Annotated in this window: 27 protein-coding genes; 22 read left to right on the top strand and 5 right to left on the bottom strand. The window is 66.1% G+C overall.

Features of this window, described 5'->3' with window-relative positions; all coding sequences use genetic code 11:
• Positions 1–34: 34 nt before the first annotated feature.
• The 4 genes from ACQPW1_RS01980 to ACQPW1_RS01995 all read right to left on the bottom strand — a co-directional run bounded on the left by ACQPW1_RS01980 (position 35) and on the right by ACQPW1_RS01995 (position 2,794).
• Positions 35–715, bottom strand: coding sequence for a hypothetical protein (locus ACQPW1_RS01980; RefSeq protein WP_433661066.1), 681 nt, complete (start codon positions 713–715; stop codon positions 35–37).
• A 2-nt stretch (positions 716–717) separates the two neighbouring features.
• Positions 718–1,938, bottom strand: a complete 1,221-nt coding sequence (locus ACQPW1_RS01985; protein WP_433661067.1) for a hypothetical protein — start codon at positions 1,936–1,938, stop codon at positions 718–720.
• A 371-nt stretch (positions 1,939–2,309) separates the two neighbouring features.
• The gene (locus ACQPW1_RS01990) at positions 2,310–2,522 is read right to left on the bottom strand and encodes a hypothetical protein (RefSeq protein WP_433661068.1); all 213 of its coding nucleotides are present in this window, start codon (positions 2,520–2,522) and stop codon (positions 2,310–2,312) included.
• On the bottom strand, positions 2,519–2,794 hold the full coding sequence (locus tag ACQPW1_RS01995; RefSeq protein WP_433661069.1) for a hypothetical protein: 276 nt from the start codon (positions 2,792–2,794) through the stop codon (positions 2,519–2,521). The genes ACQPW1_RS01990 and ACQPW1_RS01995 overlap by 4 nt, the downstream gene beginning before the upstream one ends.
• A 492-nt stretch (positions 2,795–3,286) precedes the next feature.
• Between ACQPW1_RS01995 and ACQPW1_RS02000 the strand changes: the two genes are divergently transcribed.
• The 14 genes from ACQPW1_RS02000 to ACQPW1_RS02065 all read left to right on the top strand — a co-directional run bounded on the left by ACQPW1_RS02000 (position 3,287) and on the right by ACQPW1_RS02065 (position 14,226).
• A complete protein-coding gene (locus ACQPW1_RS02000; RefSeq protein ID WP_433661070.1) occupies positions 3,287–3,691 on the top strand; it encodes a hypothetical protein in 405 nt (134 codons plus the stop codon).
• The gene (locus ACQPW1_RS02005; RefSeq protein ID WP_433661071.1) at positions 3,691–3,987 is read left to right on the top strand and encodes a terminase small subunit; all 297 of its coding nucleotides are present in this window, start codon (positions 3,691–3,693) and stop codon (positions 3,985–3,987) included. The genes ACQPW1_RS02000 and ACQPW1_RS02005 overlap by 1 nt, the downstream gene beginning before the upstream one ends.
• Complete coding sequence (locus ACQPW1_RS02010) at positions 3,971–5,494, top strand: terminase large subunit domain-containing protein (RefSeq protein WP_433661072.1); 1,524 nt, start codon at positions 3,971–3,973, stop codon at positions 5,492–5,494. Before ACQPW1_RS02005 ends, ACQPW1_RS02010 begins: the two co-directional genes overlap by 17 nt.
• A 148-nt stretch (positions 5,495–5,642) precedes the next feature.
• On the top strand, positions 5,643–6,878 hold the full coding sequence (locus ACQPW1_RS02015; protein WP_433661073.1) for a phage portal protein: 1,236 nt from the start codon (positions 5,643–5,645) through the stop codon (positions 6,876–6,878).
• Entirely contained in the window at positions 6,853–7,572 is a 720-nt protein-coding gene (locus ACQPW1_RS02020) for an HK97 family phage prohead protease (protein WP_433661074.1), read from the top strand. The genes ACQPW1_RS02015 and ACQPW1_RS02020 overlap by 26 nt, the downstream gene beginning before the upstream one ends.
• A gap of 156 nt (positions 7,573–7,728) precedes the next feature.
• Positions 7,729–9,111 (top strand): phage major capsid protein, encoded by a 1,383-nt coding sequence (locus tag ACQPW1_RS02025; protein ID WP_433661075.1) that lies wholly within the window; start codon positions 7,729–7,731, stop codon positions 9,109–9,111.
• A 117-nt stretch (positions 9,112–9,228) separates the two neighbouring features.
• Positions 9,229–9,510, top strand: a complete 282-nt coding sequence (locus ACQPW1_RS02030) for a hypothetical protein (protein WP_433661076.1) — start codon at positions 9,229–9,231, stop codon at positions 9,508–9,510.
• A gap of 94 nt (positions 9,511–9,604) precedes the next feature.
• Positions 9,605–9,859, top strand: coding sequence for a hypothetical protein (locus tag ACQPW1_RS02035; protein WP_433661077.1), 255 nt, complete (start codon positions 9,605–9,607; stop codon positions 9,857–9,859).
• Between the two features lies 1 nt (position 9,860).
• On the top strand, positions 9,861–10,442 hold the full coding sequence (locus tag ACQPW1_RS02040) for a hypothetical protein (RefSeq protein ID WP_433661078.1): 582 nt from the start codon (positions 9,861–9,863) through the stop codon (positions 10,440–10,442).
• Complete coding sequence (locus ACQPW1_RS02045; RefSeq protein ID WP_433661079.1) at positions 10,439–10,801, top strand: hypothetical protein; 363 nt, start codon at positions 10,439–10,441, stop codon at positions 10,799–10,801. Before ACQPW1_RS02040 ends, ACQPW1_RS02045 begins: the two co-directional genes overlap by 4 nt.
• The gene (locus ACQPW1_RS02050; RefSeq protein ID WP_433661080.1) at positions 10,801–11,064 is read left to right on the top strand and encodes a hypothetical protein; all 264 of its coding nucleotides are present in this window, start codon (positions 10,801–10,803) and stop codon (positions 11,062–11,064) included. The genes ACQPW1_RS02045 and ACQPW1_RS02050 overlap by 1 nt, the downstream gene beginning before the upstream one ends.
• Positions 11,061–11,462: a hypothetical protein gene (locus ACQPW1_RS02055; RefSeq protein ID WP_433661081.1), complete on the top strand. Its 402-nt coding sequence runs from the start codon at positions 11,061–11,063 to the stop codon at positions 11,460–11,462. The genes ACQPW1_RS02050 and ACQPW1_RS02055 overlap by 4 nt, the downstream gene beginning before the upstream one ends.
• Positions 11,463–11,543: 81 nt before the next feature.
• Positions 11,544–13,295: an amidohydrolase gene (locus ACQPW1_RS02060; RefSeq protein ID WP_433661082.1), complete on the top strand. Its 1,752-nt coding sequence runs from the start codon at positions 11,544–11,546 to the stop codon at positions 13,293–13,295.
• Between the two features lie 97 nt (positions 13,296–13,392).
• The gene (locus tag ACQPW1_RS02065) at positions 13,393–14,226 is read left to right on the top strand and encodes a hypothetical protein (RefSeq protein ID WP_433661083.1); all 834 of its coding nucleotides are present in this window, start codon (positions 13,393–13,395) and stop codon (positions 14,224–14,226) included.
• Between the two features lie 10 nt (positions 14,227–14,236).
• On the opposite strand, the gene ACQPW1_RS02070 is transcribed toward ACQPW1_RS02065, so the two are convergent.
• Positions 14,237–15,127 carry a hypothetical protein gene (locus tag ACQPW1_RS02070; RefSeq protein ID WP_433661084.1) on the bottom strand — a complete coding sequence of 297 codons (891 nt, stop codon included), beginning with the start codon at positions 15,125–15,127 and terminating at the stop codon, positions 14,237–14,239.
• A 245-nt stretch (positions 15,128–15,372) separates the two neighbouring features.
• Between ACQPW1_RS02070 and ACQPW1_RS02075 the strand changes: the two genes are divergently transcribed.
• From ACQPW1_RS02075 to ACQPW1_RS02110, 8 genes are read left to right on the top strand one after another with little or no spacing between them, the layout of a single operon-like run.
• Complete coding sequence (locus tag ACQPW1_RS02075) at positions 15,373–15,630, top strand: hypothetical protein (RefSeq protein ID WP_433661085.1); 258 nt, start codon at positions 15,373–15,375, stop codon at positions 15,628–15,630.
• A 26-nt stretch (positions 15,631–15,656) separates the two neighbouring features.
• The gene (locus tag ACQPW1_RS02080; RefSeq protein WP_433661086.1) at positions 15,657–16,022 is read left to right on the top strand and encodes a DUF5361 domain-containing protein; all 366 of its coding nucleotides are present in this window, start codon (positions 15,657–15,659) and stop codon (positions 16,020–16,022) included.
• Between the two features lie 7 nt (positions 16,023–16,029).
• Positions 16,030–19,830, top strand: a complete 3,801-nt coding sequence (locus ACQPW1_RS02085; RefSeq protein WP_433661087.1) for a tape measure protein — start codon at positions 16,030–16,032, stop codon at positions 19,828–19,830.
• Positions 19,827–20,765 carry a phage tail protein gene (locus ACQPW1_RS02090; RefSeq protein WP_433661088.1) on the top strand — a complete coding sequence of 313 codons (939 nt, stop codon included), beginning with the start codon at positions 19,827–19,829 and terminating at the stop codon, positions 20,763–20,765. Before ACQPW1_RS02085 ends, ACQPW1_RS02090 begins: the two co-directional genes overlap by 4 nt.
• A complete protein-coding gene (locus tag ACQPW1_RS02095; RefSeq protein ID WP_433661089.1) occupies positions 20,762–22,807 on the top strand; it encodes a hypothetical protein in 2,046 nt (681 codons plus the stop codon). The genes ACQPW1_RS02090 and ACQPW1_RS02095 overlap by 4 nt, the downstream gene beginning before the upstream one ends.
• Positions 22,804–23,364: a phage gene 29 protein family protein gene (locus ACQPW1_RS02100; RefSeq protein ID WP_433661090.1), complete on the top strand. Its 561-nt coding sequence runs from the start codon at positions 22,804–22,806 to the stop codon at positions 23,362–23,364. The genes ACQPW1_RS02095 and ACQPW1_RS02100 overlap by 4 nt, the downstream gene beginning before the upstream one ends.
• Positions 23,361–24,686 carry a peptidoglycan DD-metalloendopeptidase family protein gene (locus tag ACQPW1_RS02105; RefSeq protein ID WP_433661091.1) on the top strand — a complete coding sequence of 442 codons (1,326 nt, stop codon included), beginning with the start codon at positions 23,361–23,363 and terminating at the stop codon, positions 24,684–24,686. Before ACQPW1_RS02100 ends, ACQPW1_RS02105 begins: the two co-directional genes overlap by 4 nt.
• The gene (locus ACQPW1_RS02110; protein ID WP_433661092.1) at positions 24,683–24,913 is read left to right on the top strand and encodes a hypothetical protein; all 231 of its coding nucleotides are present in this window, start codon (positions 24,683–24,685) and stop codon (positions 24,911–24,913) included. Before ACQPW1_RS02105 ends, ACQPW1_RS02110 begins: the two co-directional genes overlap by 4 nt.
• Positions 24,914–24,937 lie beyond the last annotated feature (24 nt).

The following is a 24,937-nucleotide window of genomic DNA, read 5'->3' on the forward strand; positions in this document are numbered from 1 at the left end:
GGTTCTGGGTTGAGGTGCCCGTCAGTGCGGGCGGCTATCTGGTTGGGGTGGTCGACGGAGGGCTCGTGGTCGGAGTCTTCTGCGGTGTCGGTGTGCCGGTCACGTCCGAGGGAAGGCTTGCGGGGTCCGGCAGTTTCGGCCGTGTGTTCTCGTCTGCGAATGGTTTCTGATGGGCGATGGCGTCGCGCATGCGTTTGACGGCATCCGGTTCGGCCTCACGGTTTGCCCGGTTCGGGCCGGTCAGTTCAGTAGCACCGAGCCCGTTGGCGATGGTGAGCCATTTCTTTTCGGCGTAGTACCTAGCGATGAACAGGTAGGACTTCCCGGCGGAGATCAGCGGCATACCGTCGACGACGATGAGGTCGTGGTTGCGTGCGATGCCGCCGAACTGGTTTACCACCACTTTGGCAGGCAGGTCACCTTTGAGTTCCGTGACGACCGACACCTGGAACTGAGTCTCGGGCGTGCCGGACGTCGGAGCCTCGGTGTACAGGTACTTCTCTACGGTTCCGACGAAGATGGCGTCGGCCCAACCGGCGACTGCTTTGGGATCGCCCGGATCGAATGCTGTATCGCTTGTGACCTGGACGACGTTCGGTGCCGGTGGTTCCGGTGACGGCTGCGGCCCTACACAGCCTGCCACGACAGCTGTGGCGAGCGCGGCGACGGCGAAATGAACGACTCGCGCGGCGGCAGATTTGATGGTTCCGTGCATGATCAGGACGCTCCCCACATCGTTCGGTAGGAACTGTTATCGATGTCTCCGAAGTCGAGTTTTGGTGTGACACTGGCGAACATGATGTTGTTCTTGCAGCTGTGACGCAGCCCTAGCGCATGACCCATCTCGTGCAGGACGGTGTTTTTGTTCAGGTCGGGGCCGTATGTGTCCATGTAGTGCGAGTTGAGCCTGATGTCGGAGTTCTTGGTGTAAAGCCCGACGTAGGAGACGTCGGCACGATTTTCGTCGAACACATGGATGATGGGTTGCCGGTCACCGACCGACACCACTTTTACGCGCCCCTTGGAGTTCCACGACTGGATTGCGTTGTCGACTTCGCTCTTGTATTTGGACTGATTGAAGATGGTCAGCACAGGTGTCGGGTTCGTGGAGACCGATGAGAAGTTTTTGTCGTAGAGCGGCAGCGCGAAATTCCAGGTGATGACCCCCTTCTCGAAGGATTGGCACTTGCCTTCGTACCCGGTCGGGGTGTTGCTGGTGTTCCCGCCGTCGACTTCGTCGGTGGTTGGGTATCCGTATTGTCCGTTCTCCCACCCGGCTTTCACCCATTGGTCACGGATCGCCCCCCACACTGCATAGGCACCGTTGCGCGGTGAGTAATAGATCTCGCCGCCTTCCATGTGCTGACCAGCGCCGTTGTCGCGAGTGCCGAACTCGTCGCTGGTCGGGAAGCCGAGCCGACCGTTCTCCCAGCCGTAGTTACCCCACTTGTCGAAAATCGAGCCCCAGATGCTGTGTGCCCCGGTGTTACCCGACCAGTAGATCGCCCCGCCCTCGAAGTTGTTGAACCTTCCGGGCTTCCCGGCTGGCACCTCCCTGCTAGTCGGATACTTCAACGTCCCGTTCTCCCAGCCGAGTTGACCCCACTTGTCTCGAATGCTACCGCCGATCTGGTGGGCGTGGCCGCCGGTGACCAAGGGGTGCCAGTAGATGGAGCTGTTCTTCTCGAAGGCTTGCCAGCGGCCTCCTCGTGCGGCGTCGGATTCCGGGTTGGTCGCGTTGCCGAAGAAGTCGAATCCTCCGGTCTCGTCGTATTCGACCTTGATCGAGCCACCGATAGGGTATGGCGGATCGGCTGGCCGTGCTGATGCGCCAGCGGCATCGAGAGTGAGTGTGATGATCGTCGCGAGGATGGCGGCGGCCCGGACTATGCGGGTTCGTCGTCGACCGTGCCTCTGGTGCTGCTGACTGAATGTCATGATCCCCTCCAGGTCGCCATTCGTTGGACACATTCGACGCTCGATCTATCGAAATGCCCTCTGGCTCAACGAAACCGCCCGAAGTGTGACAGCTTGGTGGGCGGTCGCTCGTATCGTGGCACATCTTTCAAAGAGAATGAATTCCCCAGTTGAACTGGGCGGTCGCCATTGCGCGCGTGATCGTCTTTGGTGGCAACACCATGAATGCTCTGCCGGTAGGTGAAGTCAAGCGCATCACGACTCGAAAGATATTGCGGCACAACCTATTAACCTGAAACGGACGGAAACCCGGCCTTCGAGGCCGGTGACGCACGTCGACGGACGCGAGGCCGTGGAACTCACGGCCTCGCGAGGGTGTGTCGGTCTCGCGGTCAGAACTGGGCGACCTGTTCGGGTGTCGGAGCCGGGATTTCCTCGATCTCGTCGAGGGTGCACAGGTCGAATTCGCCGTCCGCCCAGCGGACCTCGGCGAGGCCGTGGTGGGCGAACCCGTCGGGGTCGATCGCTGGGCAGGCGATGACTTTGCCGACGGTCGCGTCGACGCCGGTCGCTCCGAGCCAGTAGATCAGCGTGCCGGGGATCATGCTCGCCTCTGGTTCTCGATGGCCGACGCGACGGCCGTGTCGACCCACTCGGCGAACTCCGTCGCCTGCTCGGGCAGCAGCGTCAAGATCACGTCGTTGCCGTTGATGGCGTCATAGACCGCGATCCGTACGGTGCCGCCGCGTACGTCGACCAGGGCGTGGCCCCAGTCATCAACCGTGACGCCCTCCCAGTCCATCCAGTCGCCAGCGTCGGGATCCGGCTCGTCGTTCCACTCGACCTCCAGCTCCTCTTTGCGTCGATCCACGGTCATCGTGGTGCTCCCCTCCTGGTCTAGGTACACCACCATGAACGCTCTGACCGGGAACGAAGTCAAGCGCCATAGAACACCGTAATATGTTGCTGCACAATGTATTACGGAGATATGGTGTGATCGCTTCCGGATCGCGACCGGCAGATGGACCCGCAGTCGACGGGCGGCGGGGTGGAGCCAGGGTTGGAGCCTGCCAGTGGGCAGGGGCGCCGAGTTCGAGTCTCGGACTCCACACGGACGGGGCATCCGCTCGCTACGGACCCCGACCCCGGCGGGGACGCACGCCTCGCCGGAGCTGGCGGCGGCCTGCGCTGCCCGGCCTGGACCCGACGGGTAGCTCCGAACGGAAAGGGCAGGGGAGCGCGGACCGCCGCTCGCCTATCACCCACCGAAACCCGCCGTTCTGAGCGAGTCAATCCGTTGTGGCACAACGTGTTAGCGCACCTGAATCTTGATGCGACGTACGCGCAACTTCGAAAGGGGTGAGCCGACGTGAATCGATCGAAATCCGGTGCGCCACAACATGCGCTGCAGCTCCGCAAGGCCGGGGTTTCCTACCCGAAGATCGCCGAACAGCTCGATATCACTGAAGCCGACGCCTACGACATGGTGACCGCCGCGCTGCAGGCGCACGAGGAAGCGCCCGAGACCCGTACCCGCCTGGACCTCGAACGTCTGGACGCGATGCTGCTCGGTCTGTGGAAGTACATCGGCCAGGGCGATCCGAAAGCAGTCGAGCAGGGCCTGGAGGTGATGCGGATGCGCGCCGACATGCTCGCCGGTCGTGCCGCACCTGGTGACGGCAGCGAGGTCGGCGACTACTTGGAATCGGTGAAAGCCGCTGCGCGAGAGAACAAACAGAGCGCTGTAACGCGGTTGCGGGCAGTGGAGTCCTGATGGCGCGCTCGCTACCGGAGTCGGTCGCCGCAGCGGTCGAGGAGATGACGTGGCTGACTCCCGCCGATCAGGCGGCGGTCGATTTGGCACTGCGCTACGCGGTGCAGATCGAAGCCGGGATCAGTCGCGGCGGTCAGGATGCGACCAAGGCCCTGTACCTCGGTCCGCACCTGCTGCGGGCGCTCGCCGAGCTGGGCGGCACTCCGGGAGGCCGGCGAGCGTTCGGTGACGGCGGCGGCAACGGAGTCGAGTCGACGCTGACCAGTTTGCGGCGCGAGTTTGGACACCCCGCGTAGGGGCTGTGAACAGCCACGCATCTTCACCCCGCCGCTGCGGGAGCTGACACGCGAGACGACCCACGGCTTCTCGGTCATCGACTTCGCCGAGACAACGCTGGGGATCCGGTTGCTGCCGTGGCAGAAGTGGCTGTTCATCCACGCCCTCGAGCTACGCCCCGACGGCCTGTACCGGTTCCGGACAGTTCTCGTCCTCATAGCCCGCCAGAACGGCAAGACGCTGTGCATGCTGATCCTGGCGTTGTGGCACATCTACGTGCGCGGCTCGCGAACCGTGATCGGCACCGCCCAAGATCTCGCCAACGCTGAAAAGGCATGGGGCGAAGCGGTCGACATCGCCGAAGCCGTACCCGATCTCGCAGCCGGAATCCGGCACGTAGTCAAGGTCAACGGCAAGAAGTCACTGAAACTGCAAGCCGGAGAGCAATACCGGGTCGCCGCCGCGTCACGTAGAGGCGCCCGCGGCTTCTCCGGCGACCTCGTACTACTCGACGAGCTACGCGAGCACCAGTCCTGGGACGCGTGGGGAGCCTCGACCAAGACCACCCTCGCTAGGCCGCACGCCCAGGTGTGGGGCTTCTCCAACGCGGGCGACTCGCTGTCGGTGGTACTGCGCTACCTGCGCGCCCTTGCCCACCAGGCACTCGACTGGCCCGACGGAGACGCTGACGCCACCGCGCTCGAACTCGTCGCCGACGACCTTGTCGACGAACCCGACGAGGACGATTCGCTGGCGCTGTTCGAATGGTCCGCGCCGCCGAGCGCGGATCGCCGCGACCGCGACGCGTGGGCGCAGGCCAACCCCAGCCTGGGCTACACGATCACCGAACGCGCGATCGCCGCCGCCCTGCGCACCGACCCACCGGCGGTGTTCAGCGTCGAGGTGCTGTGCAGGTGGCTGGAATCGGCCGCCGCCGGACCATTCGGCGACGGCACGTGGGCGGCGAGCCTGGACGCTGGCTCTCGCATCGCCGAGGGATCGCGGCGGGTCGTGGGTGTGGACGTGTCGTGGAACAGGTCGAGCACCTATATCGCGTTGGCAGGGTTGCGCGCCGACGGCCGCGCACACGTGGAGATCACCGCCGACCGCGCCGGAACTGACTGGGTCCTCGACTGGCTGCTGGAGCGCCGCGACCGGATCGAGGCGGTGGTGCTGCAAGCCAACGGCGCACCGGTATCGAGCCTGCTCGACGCGCTGAGCGCCGCCGGACTTCCCGTGATCGCCTGGGCCGGACCCGATCTCGGGCGCGCGACCGGCCAAGCGTTCGACCTGGTCGACAACAAACGCCTACGCCACCTCCCACACCCCGGACTCGACCTGGCCGCGACCACAGCGTCGGTGCGTCCGGTGGGGGATGCGTGGGTGATCGACCGCAAACGCTCACCGAGCGACGCCGCACCGCTGGTCGCCGCGATCGCGGCGTTGTGGGCGCTGCTCTCACCGGATGACCCGGCCCCGCAGATCCATGACTGGCCCGAGGAATTGTGGGAGGAAACCAGCGTATGAGAGCCAAAACAATACTGTTGCTCGATATTTCGGGGACAGCGGCGATATTGGGCGGACTGTGCCTATTAGGGCCAGCATTCGCCATCATCGGCGCTGGAGCGATCTGCCTCATCGCGGCGGCGCTGATCGACCGGCGAGTCGATCGCTCGTGAGCTGGCTCTCGCGCCTGCTCGGCACTGATGGCGAGGCGCGGGCCCTCACCGAGCTGTCCTCGATCCCCGCGAACTGGGCGGGCATCTCCGAATCCGGTATCGCGGTCTCCGAACGCACCGCCCTGCAGCACGTCACCGTCTACGCCTGCGTGCGCCTGCTGGCCGACGCGGTCGCGTCGCTGCCGGTCGACGCCTATCGCAAACGCGGGCAGGTCCGTGAGGAGATCTCGCCCGCACCGCTGTGGGTACGGCGTCCGGATCCGCGCTGGACCCGCTTCGAGTGGTTGTTCCAGGTGGTGTGCTCGCTGGCATTGCGCGGCAACGCCTACCTGCACATCACCGCACGCGACCTGAGCCAGTTCCCGACCGTGCTCGAACCGCTGCACCCCGACGAGGTGATCCTGCACGGGGTCGACTCCCGAGGTGTCCCCACCGGCGGCAAGATCTTCTACTCCGTGCTCGGCCAGCCGATCCCGGCCGCCGACATCGTGCACCTGCGCCGCTTCGTACTCCCCGGCAGCATGATCGGGCTCAGCCCCATCACACAGGCCCGCCAGAGCATCGGACTCGGGCTGGCCGCCGAACGGTTCGGGGCACGCTGGTTCGGGCAAAGCGCCAACCCCAGCTCCGTGCTCGAGACCGATCAACCACTCTCGGCCGATGCCGTGACCCACCTGCAAAAGCAGTGGATCTCCTCCCACGGCGGACGCCGCCACCCAGCGGTGCTCTCCGGCGGGGTGAAGTGGCGCCCGATCTCCATCACCCCCGAAGAGTCGCAGTTCCTGGCCACCCGCGAATTCCAGCGCGCCGAGATCGCGATGCTCTACGGCATCCCGCCGCACATGATCGGCGACACCCAGAAATCGACCAGCTGGGGCGCGGGCATCGAAGCCCAAGGCATCGGGTTCACCACCTTCACCCTGCGCCCATGGCTGGCCTGCATCGAAGACGCCCTCTCAGACCTGCTGCCCCGCGGGCAGTTCGCCAAGTTCAACGTCGGCGGCCTGCTGCGCGGAGACCAGCGAGCCCGCTATGACGCCTACGCCTCCGCGCGCAACGCCGGATGGATGAGCGTCAACGAAATCCGCGCGCTGGAAGACCTGCCACCGATCCCCGGCGGCGACTCCTACATCCAGCCCCTCAACTACGGCCCGCTCGGCGCGGACCCCGCCAGCTCTGACGAGCCGACACCCCAGGAGGACCCGAGTGGACCGCTCGACGAAGCTGCGTGACTCACGCGAGATCCGTTCCTACGCAGCCCATCACGTGCAGCTACGCAGCCGCGACGACGAACTCACGCTGCGCGGATACGCCAGCATCTTCGACTCCCCGTACGAGATGTATGGCGGATCCGAGGCCGGCGGATGGGACGAGACCGTCGACCCCGGTGCCTTCGACGTCACCCTGCGCGAACGCCCCGACCTGCACCTGCTCATCAACCACGACGGAATGCCCCTAGCGAGAACGAAATCCGGGACGCTGCGCCTGTCGGCCGACCGGCAGGGCCTGGCCGTGGAAGCCGACCTCGACCGCCGCGACCCCGACGTGCAGCGGCTGGAAACCAAGATGGCGCGCGGTGACATGGACGAGATGAGCTTCGCGTTCCGGGTCAAGGACGACGCCTGGAACCGTGAACAGACCACGCGCCGCATCACCGAGATCAGCCTGCACAAAGGCGATGTCAGCGTCGTGAACTTCGGCGCGAACCCCGCCACCTCGGCCACCCTGCGCGGACTTCTCGACGCGCTGGCCGACGTCGAAGTCGATGACGCCCTGCTGGCCGAGGCCCGATCGGTCGGCGCGGACCGCCTGGGCTCCGCCCACGAACTGCTGGGCCGGTTGCGTGGCGCACTACGACCGAAGCGTTCCGACACCCTGCGTGTCGCGCAGCTCATCGCCCTCGGTGAGGGCACCGAACTGAAGTAGTCAACACCCACTCACAGCTTTATCCCCCAACTCCCACACCATGTTTCCCGAGTCCTGGCACTGGATCGGGGGCTTCACAAGCCCTGGCACTGGGCGAAATGGCCTGGCACTGGCCGCCATTCACCCATTCCCGAACCCAGCAAAGGACACCTCATCATGGATGAGCGGCTCAACAGGCTCATCGCGCTGCGCGAGCAAGCAGGAGAAAACCGCACGACACTGCTCGCGGCACGTACCACGATCCTCGCCACGGCCGCCGACAACGGCCGCGAAGACCTCACCGAGGACGAAGACCAAGCGTTCCGCGACCTCACCGACCAGATCCGCACCGCCGACACCGAGATCACCGGCTGCGACCAACGCATCGCCGAGCTGAACGAGGAAATCGAACGCGCCCGCGCGATCGATGAAGGCGCGGTCGCACTGCGCCGCGCCCAGGCCCGCGTGCAGGTGACCGAGCAGCCAGCGACCTACGTGCGCGGCAACGGCCACTCCTACCTCCAGGACCTGATCCGGTTCTCGTTCCGGATGGATGCCGACGGCACCGCCGAGGACCGCCTGCGTAACCACGGCGAGGACGTGACCCGCTCTCCGGAGTACCGCGACCTCGACCGCGTCGACGGCACCGGCGGGTTCTTCGTCCCGCCGATCTGGTTGATGAACCAATTCATCGAACTCGCTCGTGCCGGACGCGCGGTCGCCAACCTCGCCGAATCCGATGTACTGCCACCGGGCACCGACTCGATCAACATCCCCAAGGTCGCCACCGGCACCGCGACCGAACCCCAGACCGCCGACAACACCCAGATCGCCGACACCGACCTGACCGACACCTACGTCTCCGCACCGGTGCGCACCGTGGCCGGTCAGCAGGACATCGCCGTCCAGCTGCTGGACCAGTCGCCGATCAATTTCGACCAGGTGATCTTTTCGGACTTGATCGCTGACTACGCGGCCAAGCTCGACATTCAGGTGATCGGCGGGTCCGGCACTGCCGGGCAGGTGCTGGGCGTTCGGCGCACGGCGGGCATCGCGACCATCACCGCGACCCCGACGGTTCGCTCGGTCTACGGGGCGATCGCCGACGCGGTCCAGCGCGTGCACACCAAGCGGCTGCAGCCGCCGACCGTGATCGCCATGCACCCGCGCCGCTGGGGCTGGCTGCTCGCACAGCTCGACGACACCCAGCGACCGTTGGTTCTGCCGCAACAGAACTCGCCGCAGAACGCGCTCGCCACCCTGGGTGCGGTCGCCGCCGAACAGATCGTCGGCAACCTGCACGGGCTGCCGGTCATCACCGACCCGAACCTGCCCATCACCCTCGGCGCCGCCAACAACGAAGACGTCATCCTCGTGATGCGCGCCTCGGATCTGCGCCTCTACGAATCCGGTATCCGCACAAGGGTTTTCCCCTCGCCACGCTCGGCGACGCTGACCACCCGACTGCAGGTCTACGGATACCTGGCCTTCACAGCCGCGCGCTACCCGCAGTCGATCGTCGAGATCGGCGGGCTCACCCCGCCCGACTTCGGCGGCTGACATCTCTCGCGGGGACCTGGTCCCCGAGCGGCGGCACACCGTTCGGGGACAACAGGTTTCAGCACGTGAGCCCTCAGTAAGGCCCTCAGACCCCCCTACCGAAAGGGAGGAGTGCCGATGTGGCACATCACGATCACGACCAGTGATCCGTTCACCGAGATCAGGAGCATGTTCATGGCAAATCAGGACAAGATCGACGCCCTCGCGAAGCAGCTGACCAAGGCCAAGGCCGAGATCGTCGCCGAGATCGCCCGCCTCAAGGACCAGATCGACAACGGCACCGGCGAACTCGACTTCACGACCCTCTCCGGTCTGGTCGCCGACCTGGACGGCCTCAACCCCGACGTCCCCAGCGGCGAGCCGGGCGAGGAAGAGCCCGGTACCGGCGGGCCCGCCTGACCCACCACAGTCCCTCGCTCCGGCCCGACGAACTGGGCCGGAGCGAGCGGCACCTACTCGTCCTTTGAGCCATCCTTTGAGGAGGACATACGCCGTGAGCAGCCGAGATGTCGAAGCAGACTACCTTCACGCGTACCTCGAGCAGTACATCCGCGCCCGCCAGGCGGGCCGGACCGAGGAAGCGTCCCGGATCGCGCAGGTACTGCGCAGCCGGTTCGGCCACGAAGTAGAGGCCACGTCCTCGCAGACCGAAACCGCAACCGACTCCACCGCAGCCCCTCGCCGGCCTCGCCCACCGAAGACGAAGGCCACTCCAGCACCGGCCCCCGAGGCGACCGTCCACGATTGAGATGACCGACGCGGGCTCACCTACCTCGGCTGCGGCCCTGGCCGCGCCACTCCCGCCGCTGGCCGACGAGGCAGCGCTGTCCGACTACGAAAATGGGAGTCCCGCAATGGCATTGGCGATCGCCAACGCTCTGGTGCGTGACTGGTGCGGCTGGCACATCGCCCCGACCCTCACCGAGACCCTCATCCTGGACGGCTCCGGCGATCGGGTACAGATGGTGCCGACGCTGCGCCTGCTCGATCTGCACTCGGTCACCGAGAACGACCGCCCGATCGACCTTGCCAAGATCCGCTGGTCACCGACGGGATACCTGCGCCGCACGATCGCCTGGACGACCCGAGAACGCGGCATCCGGATCGAAATCACCCACGGATGGCCCACGCCTCCACCGCTACTCGTCGGAGTCGTGCTCGGAATCGCCAAGCGCGCCAAAGACACTCCGGCCTCGGCGGTGCGCGCCCGCACCGCAGGACCGTTCAGCGAACAACTCACCGTCAGCGCGGACGGCTCGATCGGCGGAGTGGCGCTGACCCAGGTCGAACGCGACCTGCTCGCCGACTACCGCATCGTCCCGGTCGCATGAACCTGCCGCTACGCCACACCCTGAACCATTACCGCCACCGCGACGGCGGCACCGACTCCCACGGCAACCCCGTCTCGCTCTACACCCCGCCCCTGGACGAACCCGGTATCTCGGTGCGCGTGTACGGGTGGGGGCCATCGCGGTCCAGCGAACCCGACCTCGACGGACACAACCGGGTCATCACCGAGGTCGAGGTGTACGTACCGGCCCAATTCCAGCCCGCACCAGCAGATCTCATCGATCTGCCGTCCGGACCCGCCGGTCGTTTCGAGGTGATCGGCGTCGCCGCCGATGCCAACCACGGCCCGTTCGGCTGGACGCCGGGCAACGTCATCACGCTGCGAAAGGTGGACGGATAATGCCCAAGCCGAAGATCCAATGGGCACCCGACGGCTTCTACAACCTGCGCCGCGCGTCCGGCGTGGTCCGCGACGTCGAAGCGCGCGGCCGACGCGTGAAAGCAGCCGCGGGCGAAGGCTTCGAGATGGCCTCCCGCCAGGGCGCCCGCCACCCACAGGGCCGCTGGCGAGTCACCATCTCCGCCCGCACGATCAAGGCCGCTCGCCGCAATGCCAAAGACAACACGCTGGTCAAAGCGCTCAACGCCGGGCGCGGCCGGTGAGCGAACTGGTCGTCTACCCAGCGATCGAAGCCCTCATCGTCGCATACCTGAGCACGCGGCTGGCGGCGCGAACCGATCGCGCCGTCGTCGCGACGCAAGTCCCTAACCCGCGCCCGGATCGGCTGGTGCGCGTCAGCGCCGCTGGCGGTGGCGACGACCGACTGATCCTGGCCTCCCGCATGGTGATCATCGAATGCTGGGACTCGCGCGAGCCCGACGCCGCGCAGCTGGCCGAGCTGTGTCACGCCCTGCTGCTGGGCGCGCCCCGCGATCCTCACGAGCCCCGCATCCGTGCCGCCGTCACGGTCGGTGCCCCGGTCAACCACGCGGATCCCGACACCCGACACCCGCGCTACCAGACCACGGTCAGCCTCGACGTGCGCGGCCAGCTCACCTGATGTCTGCCCTGGCGCGCTGCAGCACTCGGTCACCGGCATCGCGACCCGCTTTCCGAACACCTGCCGATAGAGGACACACCCATGTGCCTGGACCATGACCAACCGGTGCCGCCTACGACTGTGAGCCGCCGCCGAATGCTCGGCGTGATCGGAGCCGCCGCGACGATCACCGCCGCGAACGGGTTGATCACCGCGTGCTCGGATCCGTCACGGCCGCATCCCGATCCGGTCGAACCGGTGCTGCTGGACGATGTGCGCGGCTACACCTGCACCAGCAACGGAGCGCTGCGCGAATTCGGCTCCCTGCTCATCGGCGCGGATGGACGAGTCGCCGCACTGGACCCCGCCTCGACGGGGGGTGCGCGGCGCATCGACGGCCGCGGACGAGTCGCCCTGCCTGGCATGCATGATGCGCACGGCCACATCTGGTCCCTCGGTGCTCTGGCCACCCAAGTGGATCTGTCGGGGGCCACGTCGCTGCCCGCAGCGCTTGCGGCGATCACAGTGTGGGCGCGTGCGCACCCGGAGATGCCGTGGATCTTGGGCTGGGGATGGGATCAAGAGGCGTGGGGGATGGGCCGGATGCCCACCGCTGCCGACCTCGCCCCAATCGACGCAGCGCTCGATGGTCGCCCGATGTGGCTCAAACGCCGCGACAACCACGCCGGATTGGCCAACCGGGCAGCCCTGCTCGCCGCCGGGGTCCCAGGCCCCGGCCACACCGACCCACCGGGCGGGCACATCGAGCGAGACACCGACGGCCGACCCACGGGCGTGTTCGTCGACACCGCCAAGGCGCTGATCGAACAGGTGATCCCGGCGGCGACCCAGAACGAGTACGCGCACCGGCTTCAAGCCGCACAGCAGATGCTGCACCAGGCCGGCCTCACCTCGGTGAGCGAGGCGTCCACCAACCCCGAGCAGCTCGCGACCCTCTACGACGCTATCAACCGGGGACGGCTCACGCTGCGGCACAACGTATTTCTCAACTGGGATGCGTTCAACCGCTACGGAGCCCAGGCCCGCACCGACTCCGTCGCCAACGATCTGATGCGCGTACGGACCGTCAAGCTCATCCTCGACGGTGCGCTCGGGTCCTACGGGGCGGCCTTGCTGGATCCCTACAGCGACCAGCCCGCCACGACGGGACTGCTGCAGCTCTCCCAGGACGAACTGACCTCCCGGATCCGCCGGATCGTTACCGCCGGATACCAGGTCGCGGTCCACGCCATCGGTGATCACGCAAACCGATTGCTACTCAACGCATTCGAGCAGGTTCTGGGATCCTTCCCTCGCTCTGGTCTGCGGCATCGGGTCGAGCACGCTCAGGTGGTCGCGCTCCCGGATTTCCCGCGCATACGGCGGCTGGGCTTGATCGCGTCCATGCAACCGTCGCACGCGGTCGATGACCGGCTCATGGCCGAGAAACGCATCGGCGAGCCACGTTTGGCCGGTGCCTATGCGTGGCGGCGAATCCTCGATCAAGGCACGATCCTGGCGGCGGGCAGTGATTTCCCGGTCGCCTCCTATCGCCCGTTCGATGGCTGGCATGCCGCAGTCACCAGGACAGATCGCGACGGCCAGCCTCTCGGGGGCTGGCATCGCGAGCAGGCCATGACACCGGTGGAAGCGCTGCGCGCCTACACCCTCGATGCCGCCAGGGCCGCACACCAGCAGCGCTCCCTCGGCACGCTCGAAGCGGGTAAGTTCGCCGACGTCATCCTCACAGACCAGGATCCGATCCGCCTCGGCGCTGGCCAACAGCTGTGGCGGACCTCTGTTCTGCAGACCTGGATCGCCGGACGCCGTATCGGCGAGTACGGCCAACTCTGACCACATTCGCCGACACGAGCGTCGAGTCCTTTTCTCTTGCCGCACAACCCTTTCGAGCAGGCCCGGTCCGCCTTGCGCCTGAAAGGGGCTACCGACCATGGCAAGCACCGTTGCCAATATCTACGCGGCCATGCCGCGCGCCACCGGCTCGCTGCTGCGCGCACCGCTGGGCACTCCCGGTCCGAGCAGCGCCACCAGCGATCTGGACCCTGCATTCCTTGATCACGGCTATATCGGCGAAGACGGCTACACCCTCGCCGAATCACGCGACGTCGACAAGAAGAAAGCCTTCGGCGGCTCCACGGTCAAGATCCTGCAGACCGACTACAGCCTCACGGTGCAGTTCGCATTCCTCGAATCCATCAACGCGCTCGTTTTGCGCGCCGTGTATGGCGACGAGAACGTCACCGTGACGGGCAACTCGATTGCGGTGCGGCACAACAAGCGTCAACTGCCGCATTCGAGCTGGATCATCGACACCCTCGACTCCGATATCGCGCTGCGCCGGATCTGGATCCCCGACGGGCAGATCAGCACCGTCGACGACGTACAGATCGTGCACACCGAGACCATCGCCTACACCGTCACCGTGGAAGCGTTCGAGGACACCGACGGCACCCCGCTGTATGAGTGGGTGCACAAAGGCCGCCCGCCGACCCAATGGACTGTCACGATTTCCGGCGCTCCGACCGCGGGCACCTTCACCCTAACGGTGAACGGAAAGCCCACCGCCGCCGTTGCTTTCGATGCGACTAACGCTGTGGTGAAGTCCGCTCTCGCCGCGCTTGCCGAGGTAGGTACCGACGGAGTCACCGTCACCGGCTCGGCCGGAGGACCGTTCCAGATCACTCTGGCAGGCGGTGGAACCCTCACAGGTTCAGCGGCGCTGACCGGCGGCACTCAGCCCAAGCTCACTGTCGCCGCCAGGTGATATCGGAAGTTCAATGCAGCAAACTGCTGACCACGGCAGGGAACACATAAGCGCCGAAATACACAGAGGTGCCGATGGCCAGCGTCGTGACAATAGGCGCGAGAACCGGGTGCGCGAAGATCCACCGAAACCCAGGAGCGACGTCGGAACAGCGTGGCTTGAACAGTTCAGCGGTCACGCCGAGAAAAGCGAGGTGACTGACCGTGACTCCGAGTAGGGACGTGAAGCCAACGATGGCCACCATATCGGTGATCTGTCGACTACCCGTGTACATCACGCCAGCGATCAACCCCGCTGACGCGCCTCTGCCGGTGTAGTCGAGAAACTTCGACATCACCGGAGCGCACAGCGTTCTCCACTCCGGGCTGCGGAAAGTTTCTTGCAGCAACACATTCCGGACAACCGTCTCTAGCTGATGCCATTGCCGCTGCGCGTCGGCGAGAGTGTCATCGGAGCTGAACACGGCCGTGAAATCGGTGAGCATCGCGCTGGCAGCAGCGGCGGACCGCGCCCGAATCATGGCGAACGCCTCATCGGCGGTAGCGTCGTGCGGTTGCGCGAGAAGCTGGAACAACAAATCGCGTTCGACTTGATTGCCTTGACTATCAGCGGTCACTTGACTGATTCGATACGCCCACACCACCGAATCGTCAGTCGTAGTGCGTGTGAGCGGATTCAAGCGCGGAACCAGCTGGCGTGCCGTGTTGCGCCAACGTTGTGCACGGGTGTCCGGCTGCCCATCGCGAATATCGAGGATATGGCTCTTCATTGCCGCCAGTGCCCCCGCGTGGAACTCCGGTAGACCGGTCGCGGTGTAGGCGGCCCACCCGACGAGCAGGGTCGCCGCGCCCGTCGTCGTGAAAACCAGAGAACTGAAATACGTCAGCAGGTGCGTGATCATCATTCCCCTTCGGACTGCGGCGATGTCGGCCGTTGCCGCTGACGACCATTTTCGGCAAGTCTTTGCCCCGTTTGCTGCTGCGACACACCTCCAGGGGGAGCAGCCCTGGACGACCCATGAGCACCTGCTGCTCCGATACCCGCCCGACGAGGTTTTCCTCACCCTGGACCGGGCCTGCCCTCGTCGGGCGGGCTTTGCCGAAGGCCCGCTCCCCCAGTTGGATTCGAACAGAAAGGGTCCGGTCCATGATGGAGAAGTTCACCTTCAAGACCAGCGGCGCCAAGACGATCTCACTGCCGAGGATGGAGAACATCCCCTTCGGGTTGATCCGCAAACTGCGTAAAGAGAACGACACCGAGCAGTTCTTCGCGCTTATCGAAGGTGTCGCTGCCGCAAAGGATCTCGCGGTGATCGACACGATGACCCAGGCCGAGGTGCATGAGCTGATGAATGCCTGGCAGAAGGACTCCGGTATCGAGCTGGGGGAATCTTCGGACTCCTGAGCCTGGTCGATGCGCACCGCGACGCCGTGGAAGCCGACCTCATCCGCGCCGGTGTCCGGTTGCGCGACGTCGGCTCGGAGTCCTTCAACTGGCACGACCTGCTCGTCCTGGTCCGCCAATCCCCACGCGAGTCCGCGCTCATGGCCGTCATGCACCCCGACGTCACCCGATGGGGCCAAGGCGAGTTCCTGCTCGCCGAGCTGATCGACCTCGCGAGCTTGCTGCTGTGGGCCAAGACCAAAGACGGCGCGAAGAACCGCAACCGCCCGCGCCCCTACCCCCGTCCCGGCGTCGACGATCCGGGCTCGCGCCGTGTCAGCGGGCACGCGGTCCCGATGAACGAGGTGCGAGACCGGTTGCGCGCCTTACGAACCCAGAACCAGGGGAGGTGATCAGGTTATGACCAGCGGCGGAGTGAACCTGGCCACCGGCTACGTGTCGCTGGTCCCGGAGACCTCCAAGGTCGCCCCCGGTGTCGAGGGCGCATTCGTCGCGGCCCAAGGCAGCGCCGACAAGGCCGGACGCTCGCTGGGTTCCCGGTTCGCCTCGGGCTTCGGTGCCGTGTTCAAGACCGCCGTCACCGCCGGAGGGATCGGCGCGGCCCTGTTCGGTGGTACCGCACTCAAGTCCGGATTGGACCGGCTGACCACGATCCAGAACGCCACCACCTCGCTGACCACCATCATGGGCTCGGCCACCGAGGCCAGCCGCCTGATGGACGACATCAAAAAGACCGTCAACGGCACCCCGTTCAACCTGGATCAGTTCGCCACTGTGGGCAAGAACCTGGTCGCGATGAACGTGCCCGCGGCAAAAGTACCGGGATACCTGACCGCGATCGGTGAGGCCGCCGCCGCGTCGGGCAAGGGCGCCGAGGGCGTCGAGCAGGTGTCGGCGGCGTTCGGGAAGATGGCCGCCACAGGCAAGGTGTCGCTGGATCAGGTTTGGTCGGTCGCCGAAGCCGGTGTCCCCGCGCTGGCCATTCTCGCCAACGGGTTCGGTGTCACCACCGACGAGATGCAGAAGATGATCTCCAAGGGAGCGGTGCCTGCCGATAAGGCCCTCGATATCCTGACCAAGGGGATCATGGAAGGCTCCGACGGAGCCGCCGGGGCGACCAAAGCCTATGCGGGCACCATGGCCGGACTCCGGCAAACCCTCTCCGGTGCCAGCGGCGGCTTCAAAGCCGCGATGGCCCGCTTCGGCGCAGGAATCCTGGCACCCTGGCTGCCGGTCGCCACCACGACACTGACCGGGCTCGCCGGTGGTCTCGACACCCTCACCCCGAAGATCCAAGCCTTCTCCCAGCGGTTGGCCGACTCCCAAGCAGTCGAGACGTTCACCGGCTGGATGGCCAACCTGCCCGCCACGATCGAGCGGGTCACCAGTTCTATTGGCGAGTTCGACTTTTCGAAGCTCACCGCCGGATTCGCCACGGTCACCGACTCACTGAACAAGATCGGTGATGCCGGTGCCGGAGGCGAGGACAACGGGTTCCTGTCCAGTCTGACCTCCGGACTTGCCGGGCTCGGCGGCGCATTGGGCAACCTCGGCGTGGACACGATCACCGTGCTCACCGCTGCCCTCGGCTCGATGAGCGATGTCCTCGGCATTCTGGCCGAGCACACCGGGTTGGTTACTCCGCTGCTGCTCGGTCTCGCCGCCGCCTACGCGGTCTCCCAGACCGCCCAGACCGCCTACCAAATCGCGAAGGTCGTCCAGACGCCAGCGATGTTCGCCCAGCTCGTCGTCCAGCGCCAGCTGACCGGCGCGCTGGTTCAGCACACTGCCGCGCTGTCGGCGAATACCGTTGCCACGAGCGTGAATACCGGTGCCCAGAACACCCAGACCGCCACCACCCTGCGAGCCAAAGTCGCGGCGCTCGCCTCAGCGGCAGCGTCTCGCGTCGCTACCGCCGCGACGTGGTTGTGGAACGCCGCGCTCACCGCCAACCCCATCGGCATCGTGATCGCCGCGATCGCGGCACTGGTCGCCGGACTCGTCTGGTTCTTCACCCAAACCGACACCGGACGCGCGATCTGGGAAACCGTCTGGGGCGCAATTCAATCCGCGCTCGCGGCTGCCTGGTCCTATATCCGACCGATCTGGGACGGCTTCCTCGACGCGCTGGGCTGGGTCGGAGACAAAGTGCTCTGGCTGGGATCGGTCGTCTCTCCGGTCTTCGGGTTCATCGGCTCGCTGATCTCGGGCTGGTGGTCCGGTGTGCAGGGCTACTTCGCGGCCTGGAAGAGCGCGCTCGGCGAAGCCGGAGACATCGTGTCCTGGTGGTGGACCAGCGTGGTCCAACCGGTCTTCGAATTCGTATCGGATCTGATCAGCGGCTGGTGGGCTGGGGTGCAGGTCTACCTCGCGGCCTGGCGAGCCGGGATCGGTGAGGCCGGAGACAAGGTGTCCTGGTTCGCCGACGGCCTGCGCGCCGGGTGGGCGATCATCGGTGCCGCGATCGAGACCGGCAAGGGCTGGTTCACCTCGCTACGCGATGTGGTGGTCTCCGCGATCGAGAAGATCCTCGAATACTGGGACCGGGTCAAAGGCGTCATCGGCACGGTCACCGACGTCGCGGGCCGGATCGGGTCCAGCGTCCTGAGCATTTTGCCGGGTCACGCCGACGGCGGAGCCATCGCCGGTCCCGGCGGCCCGACCTCCGACAGCGTCGTGGCACGGCTGTCCGCAGGCGAGCACGTCGTCACCGCCCGCGAAGTCGCCTCCGTCGGCGGCCAGGGCGCGATGTATCGGCTACGCGCCGCGATGCGCTCGGGCGCACTACGTTTCGCCGCCGGAGGCGCAGTCCCGCGCGGCATTCGAGACGCCCTCGCTGCCGCGAGGGCGGTTACCGGCAACCCCTACGAGTGGGGTGGCGTCGGCCCGGACCGTTTCGACTGCAGCGGGTTCATCTCCTTCCTGCAGCGGGTGGCGATGGGCATGGCGAACCCGGCTGTGCGCCTCTACACCACCCTGGACCTGCTGGCCGGTCGGCTTGCGGGCTTGCAAGTCGGGCTCGGTCCGGCCGGCACTTTGTTCCAAGTCGGTGCGAACGCCGAGCACATGGCCGCGTCGATCAACGGCCAGCCCGTCGAATCCGGTGGCTCCCATGGCACCTCACGTCGGGGATCACCAGCGGTCGGCGCGACCGACGCCCAGTTCACCAATGCCTTTCACTTACCCAACGAGCTGATCGCGGGCTGGGCTGAAGGAGCCAGCGACACCGGCACCGCGGGCAAGAACGGCAAGAAGACGGAGTGGACTGACGCTGATCAGACCACCCTGGAATCGGCGCAGGTCTCGGTCGAGCAGGCCAAGCAGCGCCGCGACAAGGTCTACGCCGACACCGACAAGTCCGACGCCGACCGCCGCCAAGCCGACCTCGCCGTGGAGAAGGCCGAGCAGAAGGTCGTCGGCCTGCAACAGCGCAAGGACGACGCGGCCTCGGGGACCGCGAATGGACCCGCGCCCCAAGCACCCGCGCTGGAACGGAAATTCAGCGACGACGAGGTGGCCCGCATCGACGCCCAGGCGTCGGTCGATTCGGCCAATACGCACCGCAACGAGGTCTACGCCGATCCCGAGGCCAGTGCCAACGATCGGCTCAAGGCCGACGCCGAGCTCTCACGGGCGCAGACCAAGCTCGACGAGCTAGGTAAATCCGGCAGCAAGATCCATGGCCGGGTCCGGGACTTCGTCACTGATGCCGCTGGGATCGCGTTCGACGCGCTGCTCGAACAGCTCCCGTTCGGGCTCGGTGAAACCCGCTGGTGGACCATCGACTACGCGCCGCTGATCGCTGCCGGGCAGAGCGCCGCGCAGAAAGCGAGCGCGGCGATCGGGCCGTTGCCGTCGTTCTCTGCGGAGTCGATCGCCGCACAGCTCGGCTACACCCCGGTCGCGGGGCAACCGCCACCGGAGTGGTGGGACAAGCTGCGGCCCAGGGTCTTCGACCGTGGTGGCTGGTTGATGCCCGGTGAGACCGCGATCAACCTGTCTCGCCGTCCGGAGCCGGTGCTGTCGAGTCCGGGGCAGATGCAGGCGTTCATGGGCGGGTTCGCCGCCGAGCCCGCGCTGGATGCCAGTGTCCGTATCGAGAACCTCACCACCGGGATGAGCGCTTCGGAGTTCCGGCGTGAATGGGCGCTGATGACTCTGGATCAGCGTCAGCGGGCCAAGACCTGGCAGGGCCGATGATCACCCCACCGCCCGACACCCGCATCGTGATCGAGGGTCCGGGCGCGGAGAAGTTCACCGTCGCCGGTCCGGGTATGGGCGATCGCGGAGTCGTGCTCGCCGATGAGGACTCGGGCACCGACTTCGACGCGATGTATGAGACCGCGACCACCACAATCTGGAACGCCACGGCCTATCAGATCGGCGCGGACTTCGGCGGGCTGCGCGAGGAGAAGTTCGACTTCTCCCTCGCCTTCCATGTTCTGGGCACTCCGCAGCTGCCGTGGCGGCACGCCGATTCGGCCTTCCGGCAAGGCTTTTCGTTCCGCCGCGACTCAATGGTCCGGGTCCAGATCGGCGACACCCAACGTCGACTGCCGGTGCGCCTGGGCGCCAAACCGCGCGTCAAGATCGTCGGCGACCCGAACATCCACGACTACGGCCTGGTCGTCGTGCCACTGATCGGCGCGTACCCGCGCTGGCTCGAAGACGACGCCACCTCCACCTTCATTACCGCCACCGACACCACCGGCGGCGGTGTCGAGACCGGGTTCGTCACCGTCGCCAACCCGCTACCGATCGACTACGAGATCTGGCCACGCTGGGTGTTCCAAGGTACCGCCGGAATCGTGTGGACGATCCCGGACTTCTCTTGGGGCAGTGACGAATTCGATCGCGCCGAGATCGACGCCGACCGCAAGATCGTGATGCCGCCGTTGCTGGCCGGTGAGCACATCGTCATCGACACCGACCGGATGGCGCGCAACGGCCAAGCCAACTCCAGTCTCGACACCGAGTTCTACGCGCGCATGGGCGGCAAGCGGTTCGTGTACCCGCTGCCGGGACGTACTCCCGAGACACGGATTCCGGTGTCGGTGACCGGTGCGCCGATCGGTGCCGGAATCCAAGTGCGCTGCCCGCGGCCGTGGCCGCGCCCCTGGGGTGGGCTGGATTGAGCACAAGCGTCGAAACCATCGATTTCGAGCGGGTTTTCGACGACATCGTCGCGCGCCTCAAGCGCGACACCGATCGCCGGATCCTGCCTCCGTTGATGCGGATCTGGGACGGCAACTGGGTGCTGCGCGGGGAGATCCACAACGAGATCTCGGCGAAGTTCTCCGCGATCGAAAACGACACCGGCATAGGCACTGTCGAGCTGCCCGCGACCTACTACCTCGCGCGGTGGATGACCAACCACGACGCCCGAACGACCAAGAACATTTTCATCACCGTCGACCGCGACGGGGCGAGATGGTCCGGGATGCTCGACGACCTCGAGCAGGACCGCGACGAGCACGGTCAGCGCATCGTCCGGGCGACGTTCAAGCACGACACAGAGCACTTACGCCATATCACCGCCTACTGTAATCCGTTCACCCCGCCGGAATTTCAGTTCCCGAAGACGTGGGCGTGTGTATCGGGACAGACCCTCGTGCAGGTCTGCGAGGGCGAGCAGATCGTCCTCCGCCCGATCCGGGAGTTGGCCGGGCGCCCGTGCCAGATTGTGGTCGACGGGCGCATCCACCACTCGCCGACCGGGTCGTGGAGCAACGGCATCAAGCCGGTCTATCGGCTCACCACCGCAACCGGCAAGTCCATCGAGCTCACCGGCGACCACAAGGTCCTCACTCCCGACGGGTTCATACCCGCGCAGGACATCGGTGTCGGCGGCTGGGTCATGGCCGACCACCAGGTCCCCGAACAGGTCACCGCGTTCGAATTCATCGGTGAGACCGAGGTTTTCGACATAGCGGTCGCTGATGTGCACCGCTTCGTCGCCAACGGGGTTGTCGTGCACAACTGCTTCGGGCCCGCCCGGTGGAGTTTGCTGCTGACCCTGTTCTTGAATTTGCTCCGCCTTGAGGGACGTCTGTGGACGCTGCCGGTGGGGGATCCGCTGGATCCGCGTTCGTGGCTGAATTTGGATACCTCGACCTGGTCGCAGGTGGTCAAACCGCTCTCGATCCTCGATGACCATTCCCAGTTCGCGGTGGTGCACAGCCGCTTCAAGTCCATGTATGAAGTCAGTCAGCGCATCGTCGCCGACGCGCAACTGACCTGGGAACCGCGCCGCTGGCTCACCGGCGACCCGCCGCCGTGGCCCGGAGCACGCCTACGCCACGGAACGCTAGTCTGGGACCTAGTCGATTCCTCGGGCTGGGACACCGAAACCTCCTTCGCGGGAAACCTTTTCGACGGACTGGTGCGCGCGGTCACTCGCATCGGCTCCGACGGCATGGTCGAAACCATCGAGGAGATCAAGGATCCCACCTTCCCCGAGGAATACTCCCGCCCCGGCTGGAAAGGCACAGTCCCGCGAGCGCCAGGGATCGTCCTGCGCGACGGCGACCGAACAGGCTTGGTATCCAACAACTTTCACTGGCGACCCGCCACCGACGTCGGCTTCATCACCGGAGGCCACAGCGCCCCTGGAATCAACGAAATGCTCGGCGCGGCGGTCAACCTCCTGGGTGATCTCGTGTCGCTTTCGTTGCTGCTGCCCCCACTTGGGGGCACGGCCTCAGAAATCCTGAAGCCGCTGTTCAGTGATGTTTTCGGGGCGTTCCAGAAGCGTGGTGACCCGGCGCGTGAACGCAGCCTCGGCTGGTCGCATTATCACGAAACCTTCTGTGCCGGAGCCGATCGCGCCTACACCCTGAACGCGCTGATCGCCTTGCGCACCGGCAGGTGGCGGACCCGTGAGCAGGTCACGCATTCGGTCAAGGTCGTCGACGGCTACGACAACCTGCGCGTCGGCCAGAACGGGCACGGAAACGCCTGGCTGGGCACCCGCATCGGCACCACGGTGCGCGACTGGGGGATGCCGGGGCGGGTTTATGTCGACCGGATCACCGAAATCGTCCTGGCCTGGGACCGCAGCACCACTCCGACCTGGGATATCACCGTCGGCGCGCGGGAGCCCGACGACCCACTGCTGAAGGGACTGGAAATGCTCGATGAACTCGCCGGCCTCGCACGAGATCTGGGGGTTCTGTGAACACGCTCTGGCGCATCGAAGACATCGACCCCGACGATCCAGAACAGAGGTTTCTGCCTGCGCTGCAATGCATTCCGATCATCGGTCGCACTCCGATCGTGTTCGTCGAACCCTTGGCCCGCGCCATCTCCAAACATCTCACCGAGGCCGGATGCCCGCCGATGGATCCGGCGTTGGCGACCAAGAAGTTTCAGCGCCCGTATCGCGGTGAGCAGCACTCGCTCAACGGGGCGGGCCAGTGGGTCGACCTCGACGTCTCCGACCCTGAGCCGGTCGTCATCCAGGACCCGGCCACGATGACCGTGCGCGAGCGCGAAGCCCAGGTCGAGCGGCTGCGCTATCTCGGCTACCGGATCAACGAACCCGAGCCTGCGACACCGACCGCCCAGGTCATCGACACCCTCGACACCCCGCCCCGCTTCGACCCGAGCGCGCATTCGGTCACCGAGGTCAACGCCTACCTGCGTGCGCTCGACGACCCGATCGAACATCGCCGCGTCATCCATACCGAGCGAAATAGCAAGGTCCGCAACGGAATCCTACGGAGGTTCGGATGAACCGATATTGGCCGATGGAACGCGGCCACCGCGTCACCTCCTACTTCGGTCCCCGCGAGGGCGGCTGGCACTGGGGTGTGGATTTCGGCTGGCCCGGCGGCAGCGGCGGACGCGCTGTCTACGCGATGGCGGGCGGGCGAGTCGACCGCGCCGGACCTGCTAGGGGGTTCGGGCGCTGGGTGTGCCTGGACCACGACACCGCTGATGGCGGCGGCTACACCGTGTACGGGCACGTCGTGCCCGAAGTCGCCATCGGCGAGCGCGTCGAGGCCGGTCAACGCATCGCCCACATCGATCCCGACCCTGACACCAACGGCGGCGTCGCTCCGCACGTGCACGTCGAAGTGCACGAATTCGTCTGGGTGCCACCAGGTCCGGGCCGAATGGAGCCGCTGCTGTGGCTCGGCGCAGCCAGCTATCCGAACGAAAGGCCAACCATGTCAACACTGTTCGGCATCGATGTCTCCAATCACCAGCGGGACTTCGATTTCGGCGCGGCCCGGCGCGAAGGGTTCAGCTTCGCCACGCACAAGATCTCCGAAGGCACCTGGCGCGATCCGTGCTGGCCCCTGGCCCGAGACGAAATGGCCACCCATTTCCCCGACACATGGGGCGGCTATGTGTTCTGCAAGGTCGGCACCGATCCCGAACGGGAAGCCGACACAGCGCTGGCCCACTCCGGTGGCGCCTGCCGCCTGCAGATCGATTACGAGGACCTCGACGCCGACGGCAGCATCGCCGACTTGTGGGCGCGGATCACCGCACTCACCGCCCGCGGCTTCGAGTTGCTGCCGATCTATCTGCCGCGCTGGTACTGGGACTCACGCATGGGCTCGCCGTCGCTGAGCGGTCTGCCGGTCGGGATCTGGAACAGCCACTACGTGACCGGCGACGGCTTCGCCAGCGAGCTCTACCCCGGCGACAGCCATCCCGGCTGGGAGCCGATGGGTGGCCAGCGCATCGACATCCTCCAGTTCTCCTCCACCGCCCGCGTCGCCGGGCAACTCATCGACGTCAACGCCGTGCGCGGGGGCGAACCCGCCCTCGCCGCTCTTTTTGGAAAGGACACCACCGACATGACCCCCGACCAGGAACGCAAGCTCGACGAGATCCATCGCGAACTCACCCAGCTCTACCCGTCGCGCTCGCACTACCGCGACTCCGACGATCCCACCGACACGATGGCCGGATACCTGCTCAACGTCGACGGCCGCGTCCACGAGTCCTCGATCGACCTGCCCGCCACCCTCGAACGGCTGCAGCAGAGCATCGATGAGCTGCCCGCCAAGATCGCCGCCGCCCTACGGGAGATCAAGCCGTGACCGCGCCCTCGCCGAGGCTTCCCGAGCCCGCGCTGGTGCGCTCGGTGCTGGTCACGCTCACTGCTGTCGCGGCGTATCTGCTCAATCGGCAAGTCGATACCAGCTGGGTGGAGCCACTGCTGACCCTCTACACCCTGATCGCACCCTTGATCGCCGGGCTGCTCATCCGCCGCGCTGTCCGGCCCGTCAAATCTGCCGAGCCGCCCAGGCCCGCACGGGACCAATGAGATGGTCTGGCGTGCTGCAGGAAT

Origin of the sequence: Nocardia sp. CA-128927 (assembly GCF_050955855.1) — a bacterium.
Taxonomy (GTDB): Bacteria; Actinomycetota; Actinomycetes; order Mycobacteriales; family Mycobacteriaceae; genus Nocardia.